16 protein-coding genes are annotated in these 20,002 nt (G+C 64.9%); 9 read left to right on the top strand and 7 right to left on the bottom strand.

All coding sequences use genetic code 11. The features are described 5' to 3' along the window. The first annotated feature begins 134 nt into the window (after nucleotides 1-134). From CAG18_RS04405 to CAG18_RS04395, 3 genes are read left to right on the top strand one after another with little or no spacing between them, the layout of a single operon-like run. The gene (locus CAG18_RS04405; protein WP_015271106.1) at nucleotides 135-1,307 is read left to right on the top strand and encodes an efflux RND transporter periplasmic adaptor subunit; all 1,173 of its coding nucleotides are present in this window, start codon (nucleotides 135-137) and stop codon (nucleotides 1,305-1,307) included. After that, a complete protein-coding gene (locus CAG18_RS04400) occupies nucleotides 1,308-3,272 on the top strand; it encodes a MacB family efflux pump subunit (RefSeq protein WP_054572525.1) in 1,965 nt (654 codons plus the stop codon). It abuts the gene before it with no gap. A gap of 3 nt (nucleotides 3,273-3,275) precedes the next feature. After that, a complete protein-coding gene (locus CAG18_RS04395) occupies nucleotides 3,276-4,679 on the top strand; it encodes an efflux transporter outer membrane subunit (RefSeq protein WP_085720465.1) in 1,404 nt (467 codons plus the stop codon). A gap of 120 nt (nucleotides 4,680-4,799) precedes the next feature. Here CAG18_RS04395 and CAG18_RS04390 read toward each other — a convergent pair whose 3' ends face one another. Further along, complete coding sequence (locus CAG18_RS04390; protein ID WP_085720464.1) at nucleotides 4,800-6,410, bottom strand: PvdJ/PvdD/PvdP-like protein; 1,611 nt, start codon at nucleotides 6,408-6,410, stop codon at nucleotides 4,800-4,802. 346 nt (nucleotides 6,411-6,756) lie between these two features. Here CAG18_RS04390 and pvdM point away from each other — a divergent pair, with 346 nt between their 5' ends. Together pvdM and CAG18_RS04380 are read left to right on the top strand one after the other, a co-directional pair. Then, entirely contained in the window at nucleotides 6,757-8,103 is a 1,347-nt protein-coding gene (gene pvdM, locus CAG18_RS04385) for a pyoverdine-tailoring dipeptidase-like protein PvdM (RefSeq protein ID WP_085720463.1), read from the top strand. Nucleotides 8,104-8,120: 17 nt separating this feature from the next. Next, nucleotides 8,121-9,407 carry an aminotransferase class V-fold PLP-dependent enzyme gene (locus CAG18_RS04380; RefSeq protein WP_085720462.1) on the top strand — a complete coding sequence of 429 codons (1,287 nt, stop codon included), beginning with the start codon at nucleotides 8,121-8,123 and terminating at the stop codon, nucleotides 9,405-9,407. 133 nt (nucleotides 9,408-9,540) lie between these two features. Here the strand turns inward: CAG18_RS04380 and CAG18_RS04375 are convergent, their stop codons facing one another. Beyond that, nucleotides 9,541-10,509: an alpha/beta hydrolase gene (locus CAG18_RS04375; protein ID WP_085720461.1), complete on the bottom strand. Its 969-nt coding sequence runs from the start codon at nucleotides 10,507-10,509 to the stop codon at nucleotides 9,541-9,543. 142 nt (nucleotides 10,510-10,651) lie between these two features. Here CAG18_RS04375 and CAG18_RS04370 point away from each other — a divergent pair, with 142 nt between their 5' ends. Then, nucleotides 10,652-11,773 (top strand): cupin-like domain-containing protein, encoded by a 1,122-nt coding sequence (locus CAG18_RS04370; protein WP_085720460.1) that lies wholly within the window; start codon nucleotides 10,652-10,654, stop codon nucleotides 11,771-11,773. 141 nt (nucleotides 11,774-11,914) lie between these two features. Here CAG18_RS04370 and CAG18_RS04365 read toward each other — a convergent pair whose 3' ends face one another. The 3 genes from CAG18_RS04365 to CAG18_RS04355 form a co-directional block, all read right to left on the bottom strand. After that, nucleotides 11,915-13,306: an aspartate aminotransferase family protein gene (locus CAG18_RS04365; protein ID WP_085720459.1), complete on the bottom strand. Its 1,392-nt coding sequence runs from the start codon at nucleotides 13,304-13,306 to the stop codon at nucleotides 11,915-11,917. 217 nt (nucleotides 13,307-13,523) lie between these two features. Next, nucleotides 13,524-14,846, bottom strand: a complete 1,323-nt coding sequence (locus tag CAG18_RS04360) for an ATP-binding protein (RefSeq protein ID WP_085720458.1) — start codon at nucleotides 14,844-14,846, stop codon at nucleotides 13,524-13,526. Next, nucleotides 14,843-15,526: a response regulator transcription factor gene (locus tag CAG18_RS04355; protein ID WP_013973469.1), complete on the bottom strand. Its 684-nt coding sequence runs from the start codon at nucleotides 15,524-15,526 to the stop codon at nucleotides 14,843-14,845. Before CAG18_RS04355 ends, CAG18_RS04360 begins: the two co-directional genes overlap by 4 nt. A gap of 297 nt (nucleotides 15,527-15,823) precedes the next feature. Between CAG18_RS04355 and CAG18_RS04350 the strand changes: the two genes are divergently transcribed. The 3 genes from CAG18_RS04350 to CAG18_RS04340 are packed head-to-tail and all read left to right on the top strand — an operon-like array spanning nucleotide 15,824 to nucleotide 18,451. Further along, nucleotides 15,824-17,170, top strand: coding sequence for a DUF6861 domain-containing protein (locus CAG18_RS04350; protein WP_085720457.1), 1,347 nt, complete (start codon nucleotides 15,824-15,826; stop codon nucleotides 17,168-17,170). A 19-nt stretch (nucleotides 17,171-17,189) separates the two neighbouring features. After that, a complete protein-coding gene (locus CAG18_RS04345; protein WP_015271118.1) occupies nucleotides 17,190-17,801 on the top strand; it encodes a GAD-like domain-containing protein in 612 nt (203 codons plus the stop codon). Nucleotides 17,802-17,824: 23 nt separating this feature from the next. Beyond that, on the top strand, nucleotides 17,825-18,451 hold the full coding sequence (locus CAG18_RS04340) for a GAD-like domain-containing protein (protein WP_085720456.1): 627 nt from the start codon (nucleotides 17,825-17,827) through the stop codon (nucleotides 18,449-18,451). Nucleotides 18,452-18,467: 16 nt separating this feature from the next. Here CAG18_RS04340 and CAG18_RS04335 read toward each other — a convergent pair whose 3' ends face one another. Beyond that, on the bottom strand, nucleotides 18,468-19,034 hold the full coding sequence (locus CAG18_RS04335) for an NTP transferase domain-containing protein (RefSeq protein ID WP_013973474.1): 567 nt from the start codon (nucleotides 19,032-19,034) through the stop codon (nucleotides 18,468-18,470). Beyond that, nucleotides 19,031-20,002, bottom strand: a complete 972-nt coding sequence (locus CAG18_RS04330) for an XdhC family protein (RefSeq protein WP_085720455.1) — start codon at nucleotides 20,000-20,002, stop codon at nucleotides 19,031-19,033. The genes CAG18_RS04335 and CAG18_RS04330 overlap by 4 nt, the downstream gene beginning before the upstream one ends.

Genomic DNA, 20,002 nt, shown 5'->3' with positions numbered 1-20,002 from the left:
TATTCTCAGCAACAAGGGTATGTCATGGGCGATCTAGCGCCTGTCGCCATACACCTGTCAGCCCCTACTCAATATTCGCTAAATCCCCTCCTGCCGCTTTCGTCTATCTGGCACCCACTCGCCTGGATGTCTGCATGAGACCTTTAACCAACACCCGTCGCCGGCTCCTGCTCAGCGGCCTGGGCCTGCTCGGCCTGGGCAGCCTGCTGGCCTGGAAGGCCCTGCCCTACGGTGCACAGCCAATCAGCACGGTTGCCGTGACCCGCGCCGACATCGAAAGCAGCGTTACCGCACTGGGCACCCTGCAACCAAGGCGCTACGTGGACGTCGGTGCCCAGGCATCGGGGCAGATCCACACCCTGCATGTGGAGGTCGGCGACACGGTGCGCAAAGGCCAGCTGCTGGTCGAGATCGACCCTTCTACCCAGCAGGCCCGGCTGGATGCCGGCCGCTACTCGATCGACAACCTCAAGGCCCAGCTGGCCGAACAACGCGCTCAGTTCCAACTGGCCCGGCAGCAGCTCAAACGCCAACGGGAGCTGGCCACCGCTGGTGCCACCCGTGACGAGGACGTGCAAACGGCCGCCGCACAGCTGAAGGTCACCCAGGCGCGCATCGACATGTTCCAAGCGCAGATCCGCCAGGCCCAGGCCAGCCTGCGCAGCGACGAGGCCGAGCTGGGCTACACGCGCATCTACGCGCCGATGGACGGCACGGTAGTGGCGGTGGACGCCCGTGAGGGGCAAACCCTCAATGCCCAACAACAAACCCCGTTGATCCTGCGCATCGCCAAGCTCTCGCCGATGACCGTGTGGGCCCAGGTGTCGGAGGCCGACATCGGCAAGGTCACCCCGGGCATGACCGCCTACTTCACCACCCTGGCCGGCGGCAAGCGCCGCTGGACCAGCACCGTGCGGCAAGTGCTGCCGATCCCGCCCAAGCCACTGGAGCAGGCCAGCCAGGGCGGCGGCAGCCCGGCCAGCGTCAGCAATGGCAGTGCCGGCAGCCAGGTGGTGCAGTACAGCGTGCTGCTGGATGTCGACAACCCGGACGGCGCCCTGATGGCCGAGATGACCACGCAGGTGTTCTTTGTCGCCGGCAAAGCCAGCCAGGTGCTGACCGTACCACTGGCCGCGCTGGACGACGGCGATGGCCTGCGCCTGGCGCATGTGCTGACCCGCGACGGCAAGGTGGAACAGCGCCAGGTACGCACCGGCCTCAGCGACCGCCTGCGCGTGCAGGTGCTGGACGGCCTCAACGAAGGCGAACGCCTGGTGATAGGCGCCCCTGGCGTCAGCGGAGGTTGAATGAGCACACCCCTGATCGAGCTGGTCGACATCCGTAAATCCTACGGCGGCATCGAAACGCCCAAGGTCGATATCCTTCATGGCATCAGCTTGCGCATCCATCCCGGCGAGTTCGTCGCCGTCGTCGGCGCCTCTGGCTCCGGCAAATCGACCTTGATGAATATCCTCGGCTGCCTCGACCGCCCCACTTCTGGCAGCTACCGCTTCGCCGGCAAGGATGTGGCCGAGCTGGGCAGCGACGAACTGGCCTGGCTGCGCCGCGAGGCATTCGGCTTCGTGTTCCAGGGCTACCACCTGATCCCCTCGGGCTCGGCCCAGGAAAACGTCGAAATGCCGGCCATCTATGCCGGCATCGCCGCCAACGAACGCCACGCCCGTGCCAGCGCCCTGCTCGGCCGCCTGGGCCTGGCCAACCGCACTGGCAACCGCCCGCACCAGTTGTCTGGCGGCCAGCAACAACGGGTGTCGATTGCCCGGGCGTTGATGAACGGTGGCCATATCATCCTCGCCGATGAACCCACTGGCGCCCTCGACAGCCACAGCGGCACCGAAGTGATGGCGTTGCTCGACGAACTGGCCAGCCAGGGCCACGTGATCATCCTGATCACCCATGACCGCAATGTCGCGGCGCGGGCGCAGCGCGTGATCGAAATTCGCGACGGCCTGATCATCAGCGATTCGGCCGCCGACAAGCCCATGGTCGAAAACAGTCGCGGGCTACAGGCCGACCAGCTGCGCCAGCGCCTGGACCATGGCGCAACCTTGCACGGGGCATGGAAAGGTGAATTATTCGAAGCCCTGCAGGCGGCCTGGCGGGTGATGTGGGTCAACCGCTTCCGCACCGCCCTGACCCTGCTGGGGATCGTCATCGGCGTGGCCTCGGTGGTGGTGATGCTGGCAGTGGGCGAAGGCAGCAAGCGCCAGGTCATGGCGCAGATGGCAGCCTTCGGCTCGAACATCCTCTACCTGAACGGCAAGCCGGCGAGCCTGGGCGAGCAGGCCGGCACCATCACCCTCGACGATGTCGCTGCCATCGGCCAACTGCCGCAGGTCAAGCACGTGATGCCGGTGATCGGCGAAAAGATGATGGTGCGCCACGGCAACAACAGCCAGCGGTTCTATGTGGGTGGCAACAACACCGGGTTCCCCGAAATTTTCAACTGGCCGGCGGTGCAAGGCAGCTTCTACAGCGATGCCGATGAAGCCAACGCTGCCGCGGTGGCGGTGATCGGCCAGAAAGTGCGGGAAAAGATGCTCGACCCTGGGCGCGACCCGCTGGGGCAGTACCTGTTGATCGGCAATGTGCCGTTCCAGGTGGTCGGTATCCTGGCCGGCAAGGGCGCCAGCTCTGGCGACCAGGACAGCGACGGGCGCATCGTGGTGCCCTACTCCGCCGCAGCCATCCGCCTGTTCGGCCAGCGTGACCCGGACTACATCGCCGTTGCCGCCCTGGACTCCACGCGTGTCAACGAAGCCGAAGCGGCCATCGACAAGCTGCTGCGCCAGCGCCACAACGGCCGCCAGGACTTCGAGCTGACCAATGACGCGGCGCTGATCCAGGCCGAGGCGCGCACGCAGAACAGCCTGTCGCTGATGCTGGGGGCGATCGCCGCGATCTCGCTGCTGGTGGGTGGCATCGGCGTGATGAACATCATGTTGATGACCGTGCGCGAGCGCACCCGTGAAATCGGTATCCGCATGGCCACCGGCGCGCGCCAGCGCGACATCCTGCGGCAATTCCTCAGCGAGGCGGTGATGCTGTCGATGGTCGGCGGCCTGGCCGGCATCGTCCTGGCCCTGGCCATAGGTGGCGGCCTGATGCTGGCCGAAGTGGCGGTGGCCTTTGCCCTGCCTGCCATGCTCGGCGCCTTCGCCTGTGCTGTCGTCACCGGCATCGTGTTCGGCTTCATGCCAGCGCGCAAGGCCGCTCGCCTCGACCCGGTCAAAGCCCTTACCAGCGAATAACCCATGACTCTGCCTAGCCGCATCAGCCTGTTGCCCCTGTGCGTATGCCTCGCCGCCTGCAGCACGCCGCAAACACCCGCCAGCGGTATTGCCGCGCCATCTGCCTGGCAAGGCGAGGCCGCGTCACCCTCGGCCCAACTGCCAACGACGCAGTGGTGGCAAGCCTTCGCCAGCCGCGAACTCGACCGCCTGGTGCAGCACGCCCTGCACAATGCCCACGACCTGGCTGCTGCCACGGCACGGGTACGCCAGGCCCAGGCCCGCGCAGTCATCGCCGGCGCGCCGCTGCTACCGGAGCTGAAGCTGGGCCTGGATGGTAGCCGCCAACGCCTGCTGCACGGTGACGGCTACGACCAGCTGGATGTCAGCCGCGGCGAACCCACCAGCACCTCGTTCGACATGCAGCTCAGCGCCAGCTACGAAATCGACTTCTGGGGTGGCCTGCGAGCGACCCGTGACAGCGCCCTGCGCAGCCTGGATGCCAGCCGCTTCGACCGCCAGACCGTGGAGCTGACCCTGGTCAGCGCGGTGGCCGACAGTTACCTGCAGGGCCTGGCTTTGCAGGAACAGTTACGCATTGCCCGCCTCAACCTGCGCAATGCCAAGGACGTGCTGGGCCTGGTCGAGGCACGCCAGCGCAGCGGTTCCGCCACGCGCCTGGAACTGGCCCAGCAGCGCAGTCTGGTGGCTGCGCAGCAACGTCAGTTGCCGTTACTGGAACAGAAGTGGCAAGACAGCCGGGTCACCCTGGCAACCCTGCTCGGCGACCCGGTGCAGTCGCTGCCCACCAGTCAGGACGCGATCAACACCCTGCAATGGCCCGCCATTGGCAGCGGCGTGCCCAGCGAGCTGCTCACCCGCCGCCCGGACATTGCCGCAGCAGAAGCTCGGCTCGCCGCCGCCAGCGCCAATGTGCAGGTCGCCCGCGCCGCCATGCTGCCCAAGCTCACCCTCGGGGCCAACCTGGGAGCTGGCGCCAATACCTTTGCCCATTTGTTCGACAGCTCCTACTACACCCTCACCAGCGGCCTGGTCGCGCCGGTCTTCAACAACGGCCGCCTGCGCGCCGCGCGTGAACTTGCCGAGGCTGAACAGGCAGAGTTGCTGGAGACCTACCGCAGCAGCATCCTGGCCGGTTTTGCCGATGTCGAAAAGGCGCTCAATGCGATCCAGGGCGTGGACCGCCAGCGGCAGTGGCAGGATGAAGAAGTGGCGCAGGCGCGCCTGGCATTCGACCTGGCGCAGCAGCGTTATGGCGCAGGAGCGGAGACGCTGTTGAGCGTGCTGGAGACTCAGCGCACCTTGTATGCGGCGCAGGACCAGCAGGCACAACTGCGCCTGGCCCGGTTGCAGGGTAGCGTGGCGTTGTACAAGGCATTGGGGGGTGGCTGGGTGGTCAGCCAGTAGGGTCACCTGTACCGGCCTATCGCCGGCAAGCCAGCTCCCACAGGATCTGCGCCGGGGTCAAGACATGCGCTGTACCTGTGGGAGCCGGCTTGCCGGCGATAGGGCCGGTATAGGCAGCGACTAATTCCGCACCTTCAGGTTGCGCGCATACCACGGCCGCTGCGGTACCTTGGGCCGCAGCTTGTCGAGCAGGTCGTCATCGCTGTAGATGATGCGCAACGCCAGCTTCATGGTCTCCGGGTCCATCTCCACACTGCGCCCGGGCCGCAAACCCGGCACCGTCGAGCAACCATGGGTATCCGGCCCCAGCCACGGGTCGGCCACCTCCACCCAGCGCCCTGGCGCAAACCATGGTACGCCATTGACTTCCAGGCGCCGTACCTCGCCTGGGTGCAGCCGCTCATGGGCGTGGAACCAGTCCTCGATGCGGTCGTCGATCCAGCCATGAAAGTGCCAGAACACCGGGTTCACATGGGATGAAAACGGGTCACCGAGAAAATCGTTCTGTTCTGCGAACCAGCGTTCGGCAAAATCATCCGGCGTACGCGCCGTCGGCACCGGCATACCGTTTGACGGGTCGCGCGGTACCGACGCCCAGCGCATGTGCAGCCAGTCGTGCAGGCCCAGTTCCACTTCCGAACCGAACTGGCCCAGGGTCAAGGTGCTCAGGTACTCCGGATCGGTGTAGCGCGACTCCCAGACCTGGAAGTTGCCATGGAAGGCATCCGGCGTCTTGATGTCGCGCACCCACTGGGTGTATTCCGCATCACCGCTGGTCAGCCAGGTGGGCGGCAGGGCATTGCCGTCATGGTTGTCGAAGTAGCGGGCGAATCCGGCCCGGTCGCGCTCCAGTTCCGGCTGCGGCAGCGGGAAGCGCGTCCATGACGGTAAGTCCTGCAAGGCACGGGCTCTGCCAAGCATGTGCCGGTGCATGAATAAAAAGTCTTCTCCCGAGCCGTTGCGGTCCTTGTGCCGGCCCCGCGCGTCACGCTCGCGATCACGTGGCCCGGGCTGCCAGCCCAGGCCACGAAGGGCGCCCTGCTTGTCCTTGCCCAGCTTGTGCCATTTGTCCCGCGACGAGTGCCACAGCTGGTGGAACAGGCGATGCTCCGGGGTGGTCAGCCAGGCCAACAACTGCGGGTTCAGCGGGGTACGCTCGCGCGCCTCGGGGAAGGTGCGCTTCAAGGCCAGGAACTGGTTGTCCTCCACAGGCAAAGTCAGCGCGCGGTCCAGGCGTGCAATGCGCCCGTTGAGGGTGGCCGGCCCGGCGTTGCCGAACCGGCCCCAGACCTCGTCGAGCACGATATGGCATTCATAGCGGGCCTGGGCCGAAAACAGGCGCCAGCGCAGGGTGCCCGGTTTGTCCGCCAGCAGGTCGCCTATCACGCGGTAGCGCGGCTCATCCTGCCCACGCAGGCGCTCGGGAGTATCCAGGTAGCCGCGCAGGGCGCGTCCGCTGGTTGCCACATCCAGGAACAGCTCCAGTTCACTCGTGGGTAGGCCGTCCAGCCCCGCATCCTTGCCCAGCAGCGTCCAGCGCCAGATGCCGCGCAGGGTATCGCCCAACTGCTGCAGGCGGGTATCGGCCAACTCGACGACGGCCTCGCCAGGGGTTTCCGGGAATTCCTCGGCGGCACGCTGGCGCTGCACATACAGCGCCCCCAGCGCACCGGGCACCACCACACCCGTCAGTGCCACACCGGCGATGAAACCGCGTCGGGAAATCGTCATTGCATACCTGTGCATTCATTGCGGCCATGGAGCACGGCCCGTCCAAGGCTAGAACGTTGCACGGCAGGCGAAATTTAGCGGCTTGCCACCCCCGCCCCTGAGGGCAACTCGGTCAATGTAGGAGCGGCCTTGTGTCGCGAAAGGGCCGCAAGGCGGCCCCGGCAATTTTGCAGAGGTGCGAAGATCCTGGGGGCGCTGCGCACCCCTATCGCGACACAAGGCCGCTCCTACAGGGCCCTGCGCCAGCGACCTGATAGCGGCTAAATTTCCCGGGTGCAAGCTCGTTCACTGCAGGTAGCGGCGGCCTCTGTGCCCATCCCTCGACGGTGAACCTACTGAGACCAAGATGACGACTCCACGCTGGAAGAAAGCCCTGTTTATCAGCCTGTACGCGGCGGTTGCCGCTGGTGCCGGGTTTGCCGCCTGGCACTACTTCGCCACACCCGCTGGCTATTCCAGGGAGGTGACCCGCCAGGCCAACGACCTGCAGGAACGCATCATCTCGTTCGACAGCCATGTCACCCTGCCGCTGACCTTCGGCACCGAAGGCAGTGAGGCCGACAAGGATGGCGATGGCCGCTTCGACCTGGCCAAGGCCGCACGCGGGCGTTTGTCCGGCGCGGCCCTGACCATCTTCGCCTGGCCAGAGTCCTGGACCGGAGACGGCGGCCCGCACCGCCCGACCCCAGGCTTCGTCGAAGCCGCCCGCCACACCCAGGAGGTGCGCTACAACGCCATCACCGCCATGGTCCGCGACTTCCCGCAGCAGGTGGGTATTGCCTATACCCCGCAAGACATGCGGCGCCTGCACGGCGAAGGCAAGTTCGCGGTGTTCCTCAGCATGCTCAACGCCTATGCGCTGGGCGATGACATCGACCAGCTCGACCGCTGGGCCGCGCGCGGCGTGCGCATGTTCGGCTTCAGCTATGTGGGCAACAACAGCTGGGCCGACTCCTCGCGTCCGCTGCCGTTCTTCAATGACACCGCCGATGCCCTGGACGGCCTGTCGCCGGTCGGCAAGCGCGCCGTGCAGCGGCTGAACGACCTGGGCGTGATCATCGATGTGTCGCAAATGTCCAGCAAGGCGCTGGCCCAGGCCGTTGCCCTCAGCCGCGCGCCGGTGGTGGCCTCGCACTCGGCGCCACGGGCGATGGTCGACATCAGGCGCAACCTCTCCGACAAGGAGCTGCAGCTGATCAAGGACAGCGGCGGCGTGGTCCAGCTGGTGGCCTTCTCCACCTACCTCAAGCCCTTGAGCAGCAAGACCCAGGACAAACTCAACGCCCTGCGCGCCCGCTACGACCTGCCGCCATTGGCCAACCTCGACTACGCACTGATGCCAGGTGACCCGGTGATCGCCGGCTGGCCCGAGCAGAAGGTCGGCCAGTACGCCAACGCGCTGTACGGCATTCTCGAAGAGGAGCCGCCGGCCACGCTCAAGGACTATGGCGACGCCATCGACTACACCGTGCGCAAGATCGGCATCGATCATGTCGGCCTGAGCTCGGACTTCAACGAAGGCGGTGGCATCGACGGTTGGCAAAACGCCAGTGAAGCACGCAACGTCACCGCCGAACTGATCAGCCGCGGCTACTCCGAAGCAGATATCGCCAAGCTCTGGGGCGGCAACTTCCTGCGGGTGTGGGAGCAGGTGCAGCGCGCCGCGCATCCTGTCGCCACCTCATCCCCCTGACCCTTGCGAGCCATTTGATGAACGATCGTCGCACCTTTCTCAAGCAGGCCGGCCTGCTTGCGGCCGCCCTGCCCCTCACAGGCCCACTGCTGCCTGCCGCCCAAGCGGCGGCTGCGCAGCCTGCAACCGCCAGCGACTGGGCCGGGTTTCGCAACCTGTTCGAGCTGGACCCGGCGTACGCGCACTTTGCCAACTTCCTGATCACCTCGCACCCACGGCCCGTGCGCGAAGCCATCGAGGCGCTACGCGCCCGCTTCGACCACCACCCGGCCCGCATGGTCGACTGGGACAGCCAATCGGAGTGGAAGCACGAGGCCGCCGTGCGTGAATGGGCAGCCCGCTACCTCGAAGTGACGCCCCGGCAAATTGCCCTGACCGGCAGCACCACCGAAGGCCTGGGGCTGATCTATGGCGGGCTGAAGATTGCCCCGGGGCAGGAAATTCTCACCACCGTGCACGAGCATTCGGCCGCCCGCCATACCATAGCCTTTCGCACCACGCGCGATGGCACACCGGTGCACCGGTTGCGCCTGTTCGACGACCCCGCCAAGGTCAACAGCGACCAGGTACTGACCACCATCGCCGCAGCCATCGGGCCGAAAACACGAGTACTGGGCATGACCTGGGTGCACTCGGGCAGTGGCGTCAAACTGCCCGTGGGCGAGATCGGCGCGCTGGTGCGCGAGGTCAATCGCCAGCGTGACGAGCAGGACCAGATCATCTACGTGATCGACGGTGTGCATGGCTTTGGCGTCGAAGACATGCGCTTTGCAGATCTCAACTGCGACTACTTCATCGCCGGCACGCACAAGTGGATGTTCGGGCCGAGAGGTACGGGGATCATCTGCGCGGCGTCCACCGAACTGAAGCAACTGAACCCGACCATCGCCACGTTTTCCGAGAACGAGGACTTTGCCACGGTGATGACGCCCGGGGGTTACCACGCGTTCGAGCACCGCTGGGCCTTGGGCAAGGCGTTCGAGCTGCACCTGCAGCTGGGCAAGGCGGCGGTGCAGGCGCGGATTCATGGGCTTAATGGCTATCTCAGGCAGCGGCTTGAGGCGCTGCCGGGGGTCGAGTTGGTGACACCGCGCAGCACGCAGTATTCGGCGGGGTTCACCTTCTTCCGGGTCACGGGGCAGGATGCTGACGAGGTGGCCCGGTATCTCAACAGCCAGCGCATCGTGGTCGATGCGGTGTCCCGGGATGTCGGGCCGGTGGTGCGGACGGCGCCTGGGCTGTTGAATACCGAGGCGGAGATCGAGCGATTGGGGGATATTCTGAAGCGCTACCTGCGCGCTTGAGGGTTGCCAGTACCGGCCCTATCGCCGGCAAGCCGGCTCCCACAGGTACTGCACATGGCTTGAAGTCGGTGCGGTCGGGGTGGGAGCCGGCTTGCCGGCGATAGGGGCGCAACGCGCCCCCGGCGAGCTCAAGTCAGGACTGGCCACCGACCCGCTTCAACCACTCCCCGACATCCCGGTAAATCCCCTCCACCTGCCCCACAATCCCCGACATGCGCAAGAAGTCATGGGTCACCCCCTCCACCCGGGCAAAGGCCACCGCCGTCCCACCCGCCACCAGCCAGTCACGATAAGCCATGCCCTCATCATGCAACGGGTCATACTCGGCCACGAACAGGCAAGCCGGCGCCAATGGCTCGCGCAGCGTCGACAGCAACGGCGATACCCGCCAGTCAAGGCGCTGCTCGCGCTGCGGCGCATAGTGCTGGTAGAACCACTCCAGGGTAGGCGTCTCCAGCAGGTAACCCTCGGCATGCTCGCGATGGGACTCACGCCAGCAGGAGATATCGGTCACCGGGTAGAACAGCAACTGTGCCAGCGGCTTGAACGCCAGCGCCTCGGGCTGCTCCACTGCCGTAATGGCCAGCACCGCCGCCAGGCTGGCACCCACGCTGTCCCCTGCCAGCACCACCCGGCGGTTGTCCAGGCCCAGCGAGGCCGCCTGCTCAGCGAGCCAGTTGGCGGCGTCCAGTACATCGTGCAGGGCCTTCGGGAACTGCTGCTCCGGCGCCAGCCGGTAGTCCGCCGCCAGCACCGCGAACTCGCCCAGGGCCGCCAGGCGACGGCACACCGAGTCATGCGAATCGAGGCTGCCGACCACGTAGCCGCCGCCATGCAGGTACAGGATCACTGGCTGCAAGGCAGCTCCAGCATTGCCCTGGCGGTACAGGCGAGCAGCCAGGCAAGTACCGTCGCGCGCGGTAATCTGCAGTTCGCTGGCCGTGACGTTGCCGGGCGGGCTCGGGTCGAGTACCTGCGAGCTGCCTTCAAACTCGGCACGGGCCTGGGCCACGTCCATCGCGTGCATGGGCAGGCTCCTGCCCGTCAGCCGGCCAAATTCGACCAGTTCCAGAAATGCCGCCAGATCAGGGTGCAGTGCCATGTGGGTTCCTTGGGTGAACAATGTGACTCGAGCCTCCCTACGGGACGTAGCAGCACACCGAAAAATTACCCGCCCACACGGCTAAATCGTTGGTGCAGGCACTCGTTATCCCTGCACAACGAAAGACCGCCAGAGGCATACCGTGGACCTTCAGAGCATCCTCAGCAAACTGTTCGCCAACGCCCATGCCGTGGGCATCGAAGGCGTTTTCCAGTTCGTCTTCGGCCAGGACCGGGCCTTCTGGTCGGAGGTGCGCGACAGCAGCCGCACCGGTGCCGGCCGGCACAGCGCCCCGGACGTTACCATCGAAGTGACCGAGCGTGACTTCATCGGCATCATGGGCGGCACCGCCAACGTCGAAGAACTGTTCGCCAGCGCCCGCCTGAAGATCAGCGGCAACATGGGTTTGGCCACCCTGCTGCCGCAGATCATCAGCAACGCCCGGCGCGGCGCGCCGGCGACCAAGGTGTCGATGAACCAACGCTATCCAACACCGGCACGCCTCAGCGAACGGGTGTCGGCCGCGCAACCGGTGCAGCGCGAGGTGGCACGCATTGCCCGCGCCGACATGCCGCTGGCGCGCTTCCAGGGCGATTACCTGGAGCACGGCACGCCGGTGGTCATCAGCGATGCCCTGCAGGACTGGCCGCTGTTCACCATAGGCCGCGAAGCTTCGCTGGAGCATTTCGCCGAACTGCAGGGCATCACCCGGCACGGCGACTACGTGAAGAAGACCTTCTCCACCGACCGCGACTTCCGTTCCACTTCCATGGCCGACTTCATCGCCTCGCTGGACACCCCTGCCAAACCCAGCGAAACCCCGGCCTACATGGGCAACAACATCCTGCCGGAAAAGCTGCTGACGCTGATTCGCTACCCGCAGTACTTCGCCCGCGAGAAGTTCATTGCGCCGCGTATCTGGATTGGCCCCAAGGGCACACTGACGCCGCTGCACCGCGACGACACCGACAACCTGTTCGCACAGGTATGGGGGCAGAAGTCGTTCATCCTTGCCGCGCCGCACCATCGCCCGGCCCTGGGTACCTGGTCGACCAGCCCCAAGGGCGGCCTGGACGGCTGCGACTTCAACCCCGACGCCCCGGACTACCAGCGCTTCCCGGCGGCGCGCGAGGTGCCGTTCCTGCGCGTGGTGCTGCAGGCCGGTGACCTGTTGTTCCTGCCCGAAGGGTGGTTCCACCAGGTGGAGTCTGTGACCACCTCGCTGTCGGTGAACTTCTGGGTGAATTCCGGGCGCGGCTGGTAGCCGGGATTGCCAGGGGGCGCTTTGCGCCCCTATCGCCGGCAAGCCGGCTCCCACAGGTACAGCGCAAGCCTTCCGGTCGGCGCAGTCCCTGTGGGAGCCGGCTTGCCGGCGATAGGGCCGCGCAGCGGCCCAGGCAATCGATCAGACCGCCGCGATCAACGCCTCGGCAAAGCGCTGCGCGACCTCATCGATCTGCTCGCCACTGATGATCAACGGCGGCAGGAAGCGCACCACCGCCCCATGCCGCCCACCGAGCTCCAGGATCAGCCCGCGCTTGAGGCACTCGCGCTGCACCTTCGCCGCCAACTCACGGTTGGCCGCCGGATGCCCAAGCGCATCCCGCTGGCTTTGCGGATCCACCAGTTCCACCCCAAGCATCAGCCCACGCCCGCGAATATCACCCAACTGCGGATAGTCCCGCTGCAACTGCTGCAGGTGCTGGCGCAGGCGCTGCCCCATGGCCTCGGCATGCTCTGCCAGGCGATGCTCGACCAGGTAATCGATCACTGCCGAGCCCGCCGCCATGGCCATCTGGTTACCACGGAAAGTGCCGGCGTGGGCGCCCGGCTTCCAGGTGTCCAGCCAGTCGCGGTACACCACCACCGCCAGCGGCAGGCTGCCGCCAATGGCCTTGGACAAGGTGACCACATCCGGGATGATGCCGGCATGCTCGAAGGCGAACATGCGCCCGGTACGGGCGAAACCGCTCTGGATCTCATCGACGATCAACGCCACGCCGGCCTGCTCGGTGATACGGCGTACCCCCTTGAGCCACTCGATATCGGCCGGAATCACCCCGCCCTCGCCCTGCACCACCTCGAGGATCACCGCCGCCGGCAGCGGCACGCCGCTTTCCGGGTCGAGCAGCAGGGTTTCCAGGTAATGCAGGTTGGCCCTGACCCCGGCTTCGCCGCCCAAGCCGAACGGGCAACGGTAGTCGTAGGGGTACGGCATGAACTGCACACCGTTGCCGAGCAAGGCCCCCAACGGCTGCTTCGGCCCATGGCTGCCCATCAGGCTCAGCGCCCCCTGGCTCATGCCATGGTAGGCGCCCTGGAAGGCCAGCACGGTGCTGCGGCCGGTGGCAGTGCGCACCAGCTTCAGCGATGCTTCCACCGCATCGGTACCGGTCGGGCCGCAGAACTGGACCTTGGCTTCACGGCGCAACGCCTCGGGCAGCACGCCGAACAGGTCCTGGACGAAGCGGTCCTTGACCGGCGTGGTCAGGTCCAGGGTGTGCAGTGGCAGTTCATCGGCCAGTACCCGCTGGATCGCCTCGACCACCACCGGGTGGTTGTGGCCCAGCGCCAGAGTGCCGGCGCCGGCCAGGCAGTCGATGAACTGGCGGCCTTCGACATCCTCCACATGGATGCCACGGGCGCGCTTGAGTGCCAGGGGGATGCGCCGCGGGTAGCTGCGGGCGTTGGACTCCTGTTGTTGCTGGCGTTGCAGCAAGGGTGAATCGGTGAACTCGTACAAGGCACGCGGCGCGCTGGCCGGCGGGACCTGGGCAAGGCAGGAAGCGGTGGACATGGGTGAATCCTCGCAAGCAAGCGAAAGTGCGGGTGTTCGTCGCTTGGAAAACGCTTGAGTGCGGGGAGGATTTAGCGGTTGCTGTGGGATTTTTGAAAGCAGGCCCGGCCTCTTCGCGGGTAAACCCGCTCCCACAGGATTGGCACAGATCTCAGGGTTGATGCAGTACCTGTGGGAGCGGGTTTACCCGCAAAGAGGCCGGCACAGGCAATAAAAATCAATTCCCCGAGCGCGCCGGCACTTGCAACAACACCCGCAACCCATCACTGCGGCTGTCGAACTTCAGGCTACCGGCACAACGCTGCACGATCGCCTGTACGATCGCCAGCCCCAGCCCGCATCCACCACTCTGCCCGTTACGCCAGAAGCGCTCGGTCAGGTGCTCAAGGTCCGCCTCGGCAATCCCCGGCCCATGGTCCCGCACCATGAAGCCCACCTGGCCGTCAGCCATCTGCACCTCAAGCTCCACCGCCTCGTCGCCGCCATGGCGCAAGGCGTTGTCCAGCAGGTTGCGCAGCGCCGCCACCGCCAACGGTGCCGGCATGCCCAGGTAGATCTGCGTAGCGGCTTCAGGCAAGCGCAGCACGATGCGCCGGTTGTCACCGCCGCCGGCATCCTGCACCGCCTGCCGGGCCACCTGCTCGGCGCTGCACTGCACGCCATCCTCGAACGACAGGCTGCCTTCCACCCGCGCCAGCATCAGCAACTGCTCCAGCGTGCGGTGCATGCGGTCGGCGCCCTGCTCGGCATGCTCCAGCGCCTGCTCGCGCACGGCGCCATCGGTCATCCGTGCCACCTGCAGGTGGGTCTTGATCGCCGTCAGCGGGCTGCGCAGTTCATGCGCGGCATCGTCGGTCAGGCGCCGCTCACGCTCGATGGTCTGGGCAATGCGCAGGAACAGCTGGTTCTGGGTTTCCAGCAACGGTTGCAGTTCGCTGGGCATGCCCACCACCTGCAACGGCTCGACGCTGTCCGCGCGCCGGCGGCGCAGGGCATCGCGCATTCGGTTGAGCGGCTCCAGGCCCTTGCCCAGGCCGATCCACAACAACCCCAGGCTGCCAAGCAGGGCCATCAGCACCGGCGCCGAGGCCGCCAGCAGGATCGACTGGTTCAGTGCCTCGCGCTCCATGTGCCGGTCGGCGGTAGTAATGCGCACATCGCCATGGTTGTAGGTAAAGGTGCGCCACAGGGCGTCGTCGATAGTCTGGTCACGGAAACCGCTGCGTTCATCGTCCATGACGCCATCGTGCTTGTGGTTGCTGGCGAGAATCTCGCCACGCAGCGAGCTGACCTGACAGGCCATGCCGTCCGGCACGCTGAACTGGTCGGCGGAAAAGTGCGCCTCCCCGCCCTTGGCGGTCAGCGGCTGCGGCAGCTGGTCGATCAGCCCGGCGACCATGCGCGCCGAAGCCACCAGGCGCTGGTCGAGGGAGAACATCATCTGCTGGCGCAGGTCGCGCAGCATCCACGCGGCGGCCAGCGCCCAGATGATCACGAAGGCGCTGCCCAGGATCAGGCTCAGGCGTACCCTCAGGCTCATGATGCGGCTTCCTCCGGCGCCTGCGCCGGGCCAAGGCGGTAGCCCAGGCCGCGCACGGTCTCGACGATGCCATTGCCCAGCTTGCGCCGCAGATGGTGGATATGCACGTTCAGGGCATTGCTCTCGACTTCGTCGCTGAAGCCGTACACGCAGTCTTTGAGCTGCTCGCTGGACAGCACCCGCCCGGGGTTCTGCAGCAGCGCCTGGAGCAATGCCTGTTCACGCCGGGACAGGTCGACCGGCTGGCCGGCCAGGGTTGCCTCGCAGCTGCTCGGGTCGTAGCGCAGCGGGCCGTGTTCGATCACATTCACCGCCCGCCCGGCTACGCGCCGCAGCAGGGTGTGCAGGCGAGCAGCCAGCTCGCGCAGGTCGAACGGTTTGAGCAGGTAGTCGTCGGCGCCGGCCTGCAGGCCATCGACACGGTCGGTGACCGCATCACGGGCGGTGAGCACCAGCACTGGCAGCGTCTCGCCTTTCTCGCGCAGGCGGCGCAACAGCTTCAGGCCGTCTTCGTCGGGCAGGCCAAGGTCGAGAATCATCACGTCGAACTGCGCGGCCTGCAGCATTGCCCGTGCATCGGCGGCGTTGCCCACACGGTCCACGGTCAGACCCTGGGCGGTAAGGCCGGCGCAGATGCCGGCGGCGATCAGGTCGTCGTCCTCACAGAGCAGAACGTGCATGGTGGGGCTCCCGGAATGGTGTAGCTGGCATTGCACCTTGGGCGGATTAAGGGGGGATTATGGACCTTTTGTGGGGGATTGGGGATGTATGGCGCCTGCGGCAACGAGCACCGCGCAACTGCCACACGCTCCCGGGAGCGACAAACATTTAAAGCCCCACCCAAGGCCCACCCCGACAGCCTAACTCCGCCGAACACGCCGGAAACGAAGTCGCATTTTCCTACAACTGGCTCAGAAACTTCCGATCCGAATCCATGATGGGATTTCCCCCTGCACACGCTGTCAGGGAGACACCTCATGTACCTGGATTACCTCGTGCCCTCCTGGCACGAGATCGAGTCACGTGTCATCGCCATGGTGGGCTACCAAAGCGGTGGCCAGTTCCGCACCAGCCTCAATGAAGAGGTCGCCTCGCTAGGCCTCAACCTGCGCCGGATAGAAGCCGTCCGCACCGCCTTCTACCACGCCGAATGGCAGGCGGCGCACATGCTGCGCCAGCGCTTCGCCGACCTCGACATCAACAGCATCGTCGACGAACTGCTGATGGTCGTGCGGCAGATGGCGATGATCGTCGCCGGCAGCACCATTACCGGTGGCCTGCTTGGCGCGGGGGTTGGCGCATTCGCCGGCGGCGCCGGAACCATTCCGTTTGCCGGCGCGGGCGCGGCCATGGGCCTCAAGGTCAGTGGCTGGATCCTCGGCGCGCTAGGGCTGGCTTCCATCGCCGAGTTCTTCATCGAGGGCTTGCCGCGTATCGGCGAGTACTACGTCGACGGCATTCGCTTCGCCTGGGAAGGCACCTGCGGCAATGAAGGCACGGGCCCGCTCTGCCGGGACGACCCCTATGCGATATCCCGGGCGACGCATCAGATTGCCCAAGCCCACGTGGAAGTCGTGCTGCTGTTGTTGGGGGCGATCGTGTCGTACCTCACCCGCGGCCGCGGTGATGCCCGGGTGCTCGCGCAGGAGATGGCGGCCAGCCGCAAAGGTGCGCGGCTGGGGCAATGGATGCTCAAGCATGAAGAGGGGTTGAAGAAACGGCCGGACCTGCAGGTGCCGGAGCGGCGCAAGGGGGCGGTGGGTGAGCCGCAACCGATGCAGCCTGATCGGCCGGCAGGGAAAGACAAGGAGCCCTCGACAGGGAAGCCCGGTAGCATGCCGTTGCATACCGTGGCGTGCTTCAAGGCCGATAAATTGCCACCCGCCAAGCATGGCGAGTTTGAACGGCAGTTGAAGGGGCAGCAGGATGGGTTGAATCGGCTGACGGTTGAGGAGTTTTTAGAAAACGTTGCCAATCCCGTAAAGCGAAACCCAATTGTAGCGCGCAAAGCTCGTAAACAGATGCAAGACAAGTTAGAGCAACGGATACTGGACGACTTGCCAGACGATTTGAGCCCACGTGAAGCCCAAAGGACGGCTGCAAAATTAGCGAAGGAGACGATGGCAACGCTCGCGGCATTGCACAACCCGGACCTGACCGCTGGAGGAAGAGATGTCATTGCCGATTTCGGTGACAAACAAGTCAACTCCACCATTGGCCCACAGTGGAAAAGCAAGATCAAGGGTATACAGCAAGCTGCCGAAGAAGCATTGAAATCAGGCGGAGATGCCTCCTTCATGAACATCAAACTGATCAAGTGCTAGATTGATATGGAGCCAAATGATGGATGACGTCTATTCCGTCTTTATCGATACAATTGGACCACCTATTCACAAGCAAGAGGTTCCTCCTTCAACCATCGAGCGTTACAGGAGAAAGCTGCCGAAGAAATTATTGGAACATTGGACGACACATGGCTGGTGTGGATATGGTGATGGTATTTTTTGGACCGTCGACCCCCAAGAGTATGAAGGCGTCGTTGCATCTTGGATTGACGGTACGTCCCTGGCCGAACATGACACCTACCATGTGATCGCGCGCGGGGCGTTTGGCGACCTCTACTTATACGGAGAGAGAACCGGTTTCTCACTATGCATTGCGAGCCATATCTCACACTATTGCGGCAACAACCGCCGAATAGCAAACATTGACAGGCACGTTCAATCTTTCTTTCTACAGGTTAAAAAGGACAGCAATGACTTCGAGGATTTATTCGAACCGTCAAGAAACAATCTAGGCCCACTCAATCACGATGAAATGTATGGTTTCGTCCCCGCACTCGTCTTCGGCGGAAAAGCAAGACTGGAGCGAATTAAAAAAGTAAAAACAATTGAACACTTGATTATGCTTTCACAACTTTCGGCACTGGTACCCTACAGCTTCTCCGACTTTTAAACACTTAAAAAGGACTTAATCAAATGGACGTCATATTCAGCATCTTCCTCGAAACCTTCGGCGACCCCGTCGGCCACCAACCAGTACCGCCCTCTGCCCTCGATCATTACCAAGGCAAACTCCCCAACCGTCTCCTGGGATACTGGCAAGAGCACGGCTGGTGCGGCTACGGCGGTGGCCTGTTCTGGCTGGTAAACCCTCAGGATTACGAAGACGTAGTAGCGTATTGGCTGTCAGGCACGCACTTCGAAGCACGCGACACTTATCACCTCATCGCCCGTAGCGCTTTTGGCGACCTGTACCTGTGGGGTGAGAACACCGGCTCGGTGCTGACCATTGCGGCGTACCATTCCCGTTACCTCGATGGCGCCCCCAGCTCAGGCGACGAAGAGCGGGACAACAAGATCCACGGCCTGCTCATGTGGCTGATGACCGAATGCATCTATTTCGACGACCTGTTCGAACCCGCCAGGGAACGGCTCGGCACGTTGGCCGCAGACGAAATGTATGGCTTTGTTCCTGCCTTGATGCTGGGAGGGTCAGACAGCCTCGAGCGGCTTGAAAAGCTCAAAGCAGTCGAGCATCTGGTACTGCTCGCCCAACTGAGCGAGCTTCAACCCTATGAGCTGGCTGACGAACAAGATGAATAGGCCCTGACAAGTGCGTTCACCGGTGCACCGCATCAGGCTTGTCGACATCCAGCAGCACACCGGTATCCGGCACTTCTACCCTGACACAACTCGCCGGGTTGGCCTTGACCACCGAACGCGCCCCTTCATCGCCGGTCAGGCGCGCAAGCGCCGGCCAGAAATCGCGCCCGAACAGCACAGGGTGCCCTTGCTGCCCTTCATGGCAAGGCAACACGATGGTCGACGCGCTGGCCCTGGAAGCCAGCCGGGCAAGGGTTGCCTGCTCCAGCCAGGGCATGTCACCCAACAGAATCGCTACTGCCTGCGCCTCACTGTCGGCCAGCGAGGCGGCGCCGGCCGCCAGGCTATGGCCCATGCCCAATGCGAAATCCGGGCTGGAGACGACCCGGCACCCCGCAGGCAGCCCCAGATCCACGCCCCGCTCCCCCTCGCGCAACACCACCCGCACATCGTCGAACACTGCACAGGCCCGCTCCACGCTGTGCACCAGCAAGCTGCGACCATCAACCAACAGCGCCCGACGCTTGTCAGCCCCGAAACGCACGCTGCTGCCAGCAGCCAATATCAGTGCAACCACGCTCACAGCGCCTCCCGCTCGATACCATTGCGCACGCGAAGGATATCGGCCAGCACCGCCAAAGCGATCTCGGCCGGGGTCTTGCTGCCCAGGTTGAGGCCAATCGGGGCGTGGATGCGGCCCAGTTCGACCTCGCCCAGGCCACCGATCCGCCTCAGGCGTTCACGGCGCTTGTCGGAAGTCGCCCGGGAGCCCATCACACCGATATAGAACGCCTCGGTGCGCACCGCTTCGAGCATGGCCAGGTCATCGATCTTCGGGTCGTGGGTCAGCGCCACCACCGCGGTGTCGGCATGGCAACCGCCATGGGCGATGAACTCCGATGGCAGCTCACGACGCACCTCGATGCCATCCAGCCGCACGCCGTCGAGCACTTCGTCACGCGGCTCGCAGAGGATGACTTCGAAGCCCATGCCCTTGCCGAACTCGGCACAGAAATGCGCGACGCTGGAGTACCCGGCCAGCAGCAGGCGCTGGGCGGCCCCCAAACGCAAGCGTACACAGGCACTTTCACGCTCCACACGCGGCCCCTGGCTGTGGTCATCGGCAAGCAAGCGCCTGCCCTCGGGCAGGCTCACTTCACGCAGCACACGGCGCTGGCCCTGCAATGCGCTTTCCAGCTCACGCAGGTGCGCCTGTACCTCGCATTCGGCCGGCAGGTTCTCCACCAGCACTTCCAGCACGCCGCCACACGGCAGGCGGATGCTCGAACGCGAGTCGCTACCATCGCCATAACGCACGATAGCCACCGGCTCGGGAAACTCCCCCCGCCCCACGCGTTCGAGGAAGTCGTCTTCGACGCAGCCACCGGACAGCGAACCGAGCCACTGCCCGCTGGCGTTCACCGCCAGCAGCGAGCCCGGCGCACGGGGCGCCGAGCCATAGGTGGCGAGCACCGTGCACAACCACACCCGCTGGCCGCCGCACGACCACTGCAACGCCTGGCGGACCACCTGTAGATCGAGATGCTGCAC

The sequence above is a fragment of the Pseudomonas sp. B22(2017) genome (assembly GCF_002113105.1).
In the GTDB taxonomy this organism is placed as follows: Bacteria; Pseudomonadota; Gammaproteobacteria; order Pseudomonadales; family Pseudomonadaceae; genus Aquipseudomonas; species Aquipseudomonas asiatica.
The sequence above is the reverse complement of the archived record's forward strand: the minus strand, read 5'-3'. Positions and strand labels throughout refer to the sequence as shown.

Excerpts from the sequence above, each read along its gene's own strand:
- CAG18_RS04405 (WP_015271106.1), top strand. The coding sequence starts at position 135 with ATGAGACCTTTAACCAACACCCGTCGCCGGCTCCTGCTCAGCGGCCTG.
- CAG18_RS04400 (WP_054572525.1), top strand. The coding sequence starts at position 1,308 with ATGAGCACACCCCTGATCGAGCTGGTCGACATCCGTAAATCCTACGGC.
- CAG18_RS04395 (WP_085720465.1), top strand. The coding sequence starts at position 3,276 with ATGACTCTGCCTAGCCGCATCAGCCTGTTGCCCCTGTGCGTATGCCTC.
- CAG18_RS04390 (WP_085720464.1), bottom strand. The coding sequence starts at position 6,410 with ATGACGATTTCCCGACGCGGTTTCATCGCCGGTGTGGCACTGACGGGT.
- pvdM (WP_085720463.1), top strand. The coding sequence starts at position 6,757 with ATGACGACTCCACGCTGGAAGAAAGCCCTGTTTATCAGCCTGTACGCG.
- CAG18_RS04380 (WP_085720462.1), top strand. The coding sequence starts at position 8,121 with ATGAACGATCGTCGCACCTTTCTCAAGCAGGCCGGCCTGCTTGCGGCC.
- CAG18_RS04375 (WP_085720461.1), bottom strand. The coding sequence starts at position 10,509 with ATGGCACTGCACCCTGATCTGGCGGCATTTCTGGAACTGGTCGAATTT.
- CAG18_RS04365 (WP_085720459.1), bottom strand. The coding sequence starts at position 13,306 with ATGTCCACCGCTTCCTGCCTTGCCCAGGTCCCGCCGGCCAGCGCGCCG.
- CAG18_RS04360 (WP_085720458.1), bottom strand. The coding sequence starts at position 14,846 with ATGAGCCTGAGGGTACGCCTGAGCCTGATCCTGGGCAGCGCCTTCGTG.
- CAG18_RS04355 (WP_013973469.1), bottom strand. The coding sequence starts at position 15,526 with ATGCACGTTCTGCTCTGTGAGGACGACGACCTGATCGCCGCCGGCATC.
- CAG18_RS04350 (WP_085720457.1), top strand. The coding sequence starts at position 15,824 with ATGTACCTGGATTACCTCGTGCCCTCCTGGCACGAGATCGAGTCACGT.
- CAG18_RS04345 (WP_015271118.1), top strand. The coding sequence starts at position 17,190 with ATGGATGACGTCTATTCCGTCTTTATCGATACAATTGGACCACCTATT.
- CAG18_RS04340 (WP_085720456.1), top strand. The coding sequence starts at position 17,825 with ATGGACGTCATATTCAGCATCTTCCTCGAAACCTTCGGCGACCCCGTC.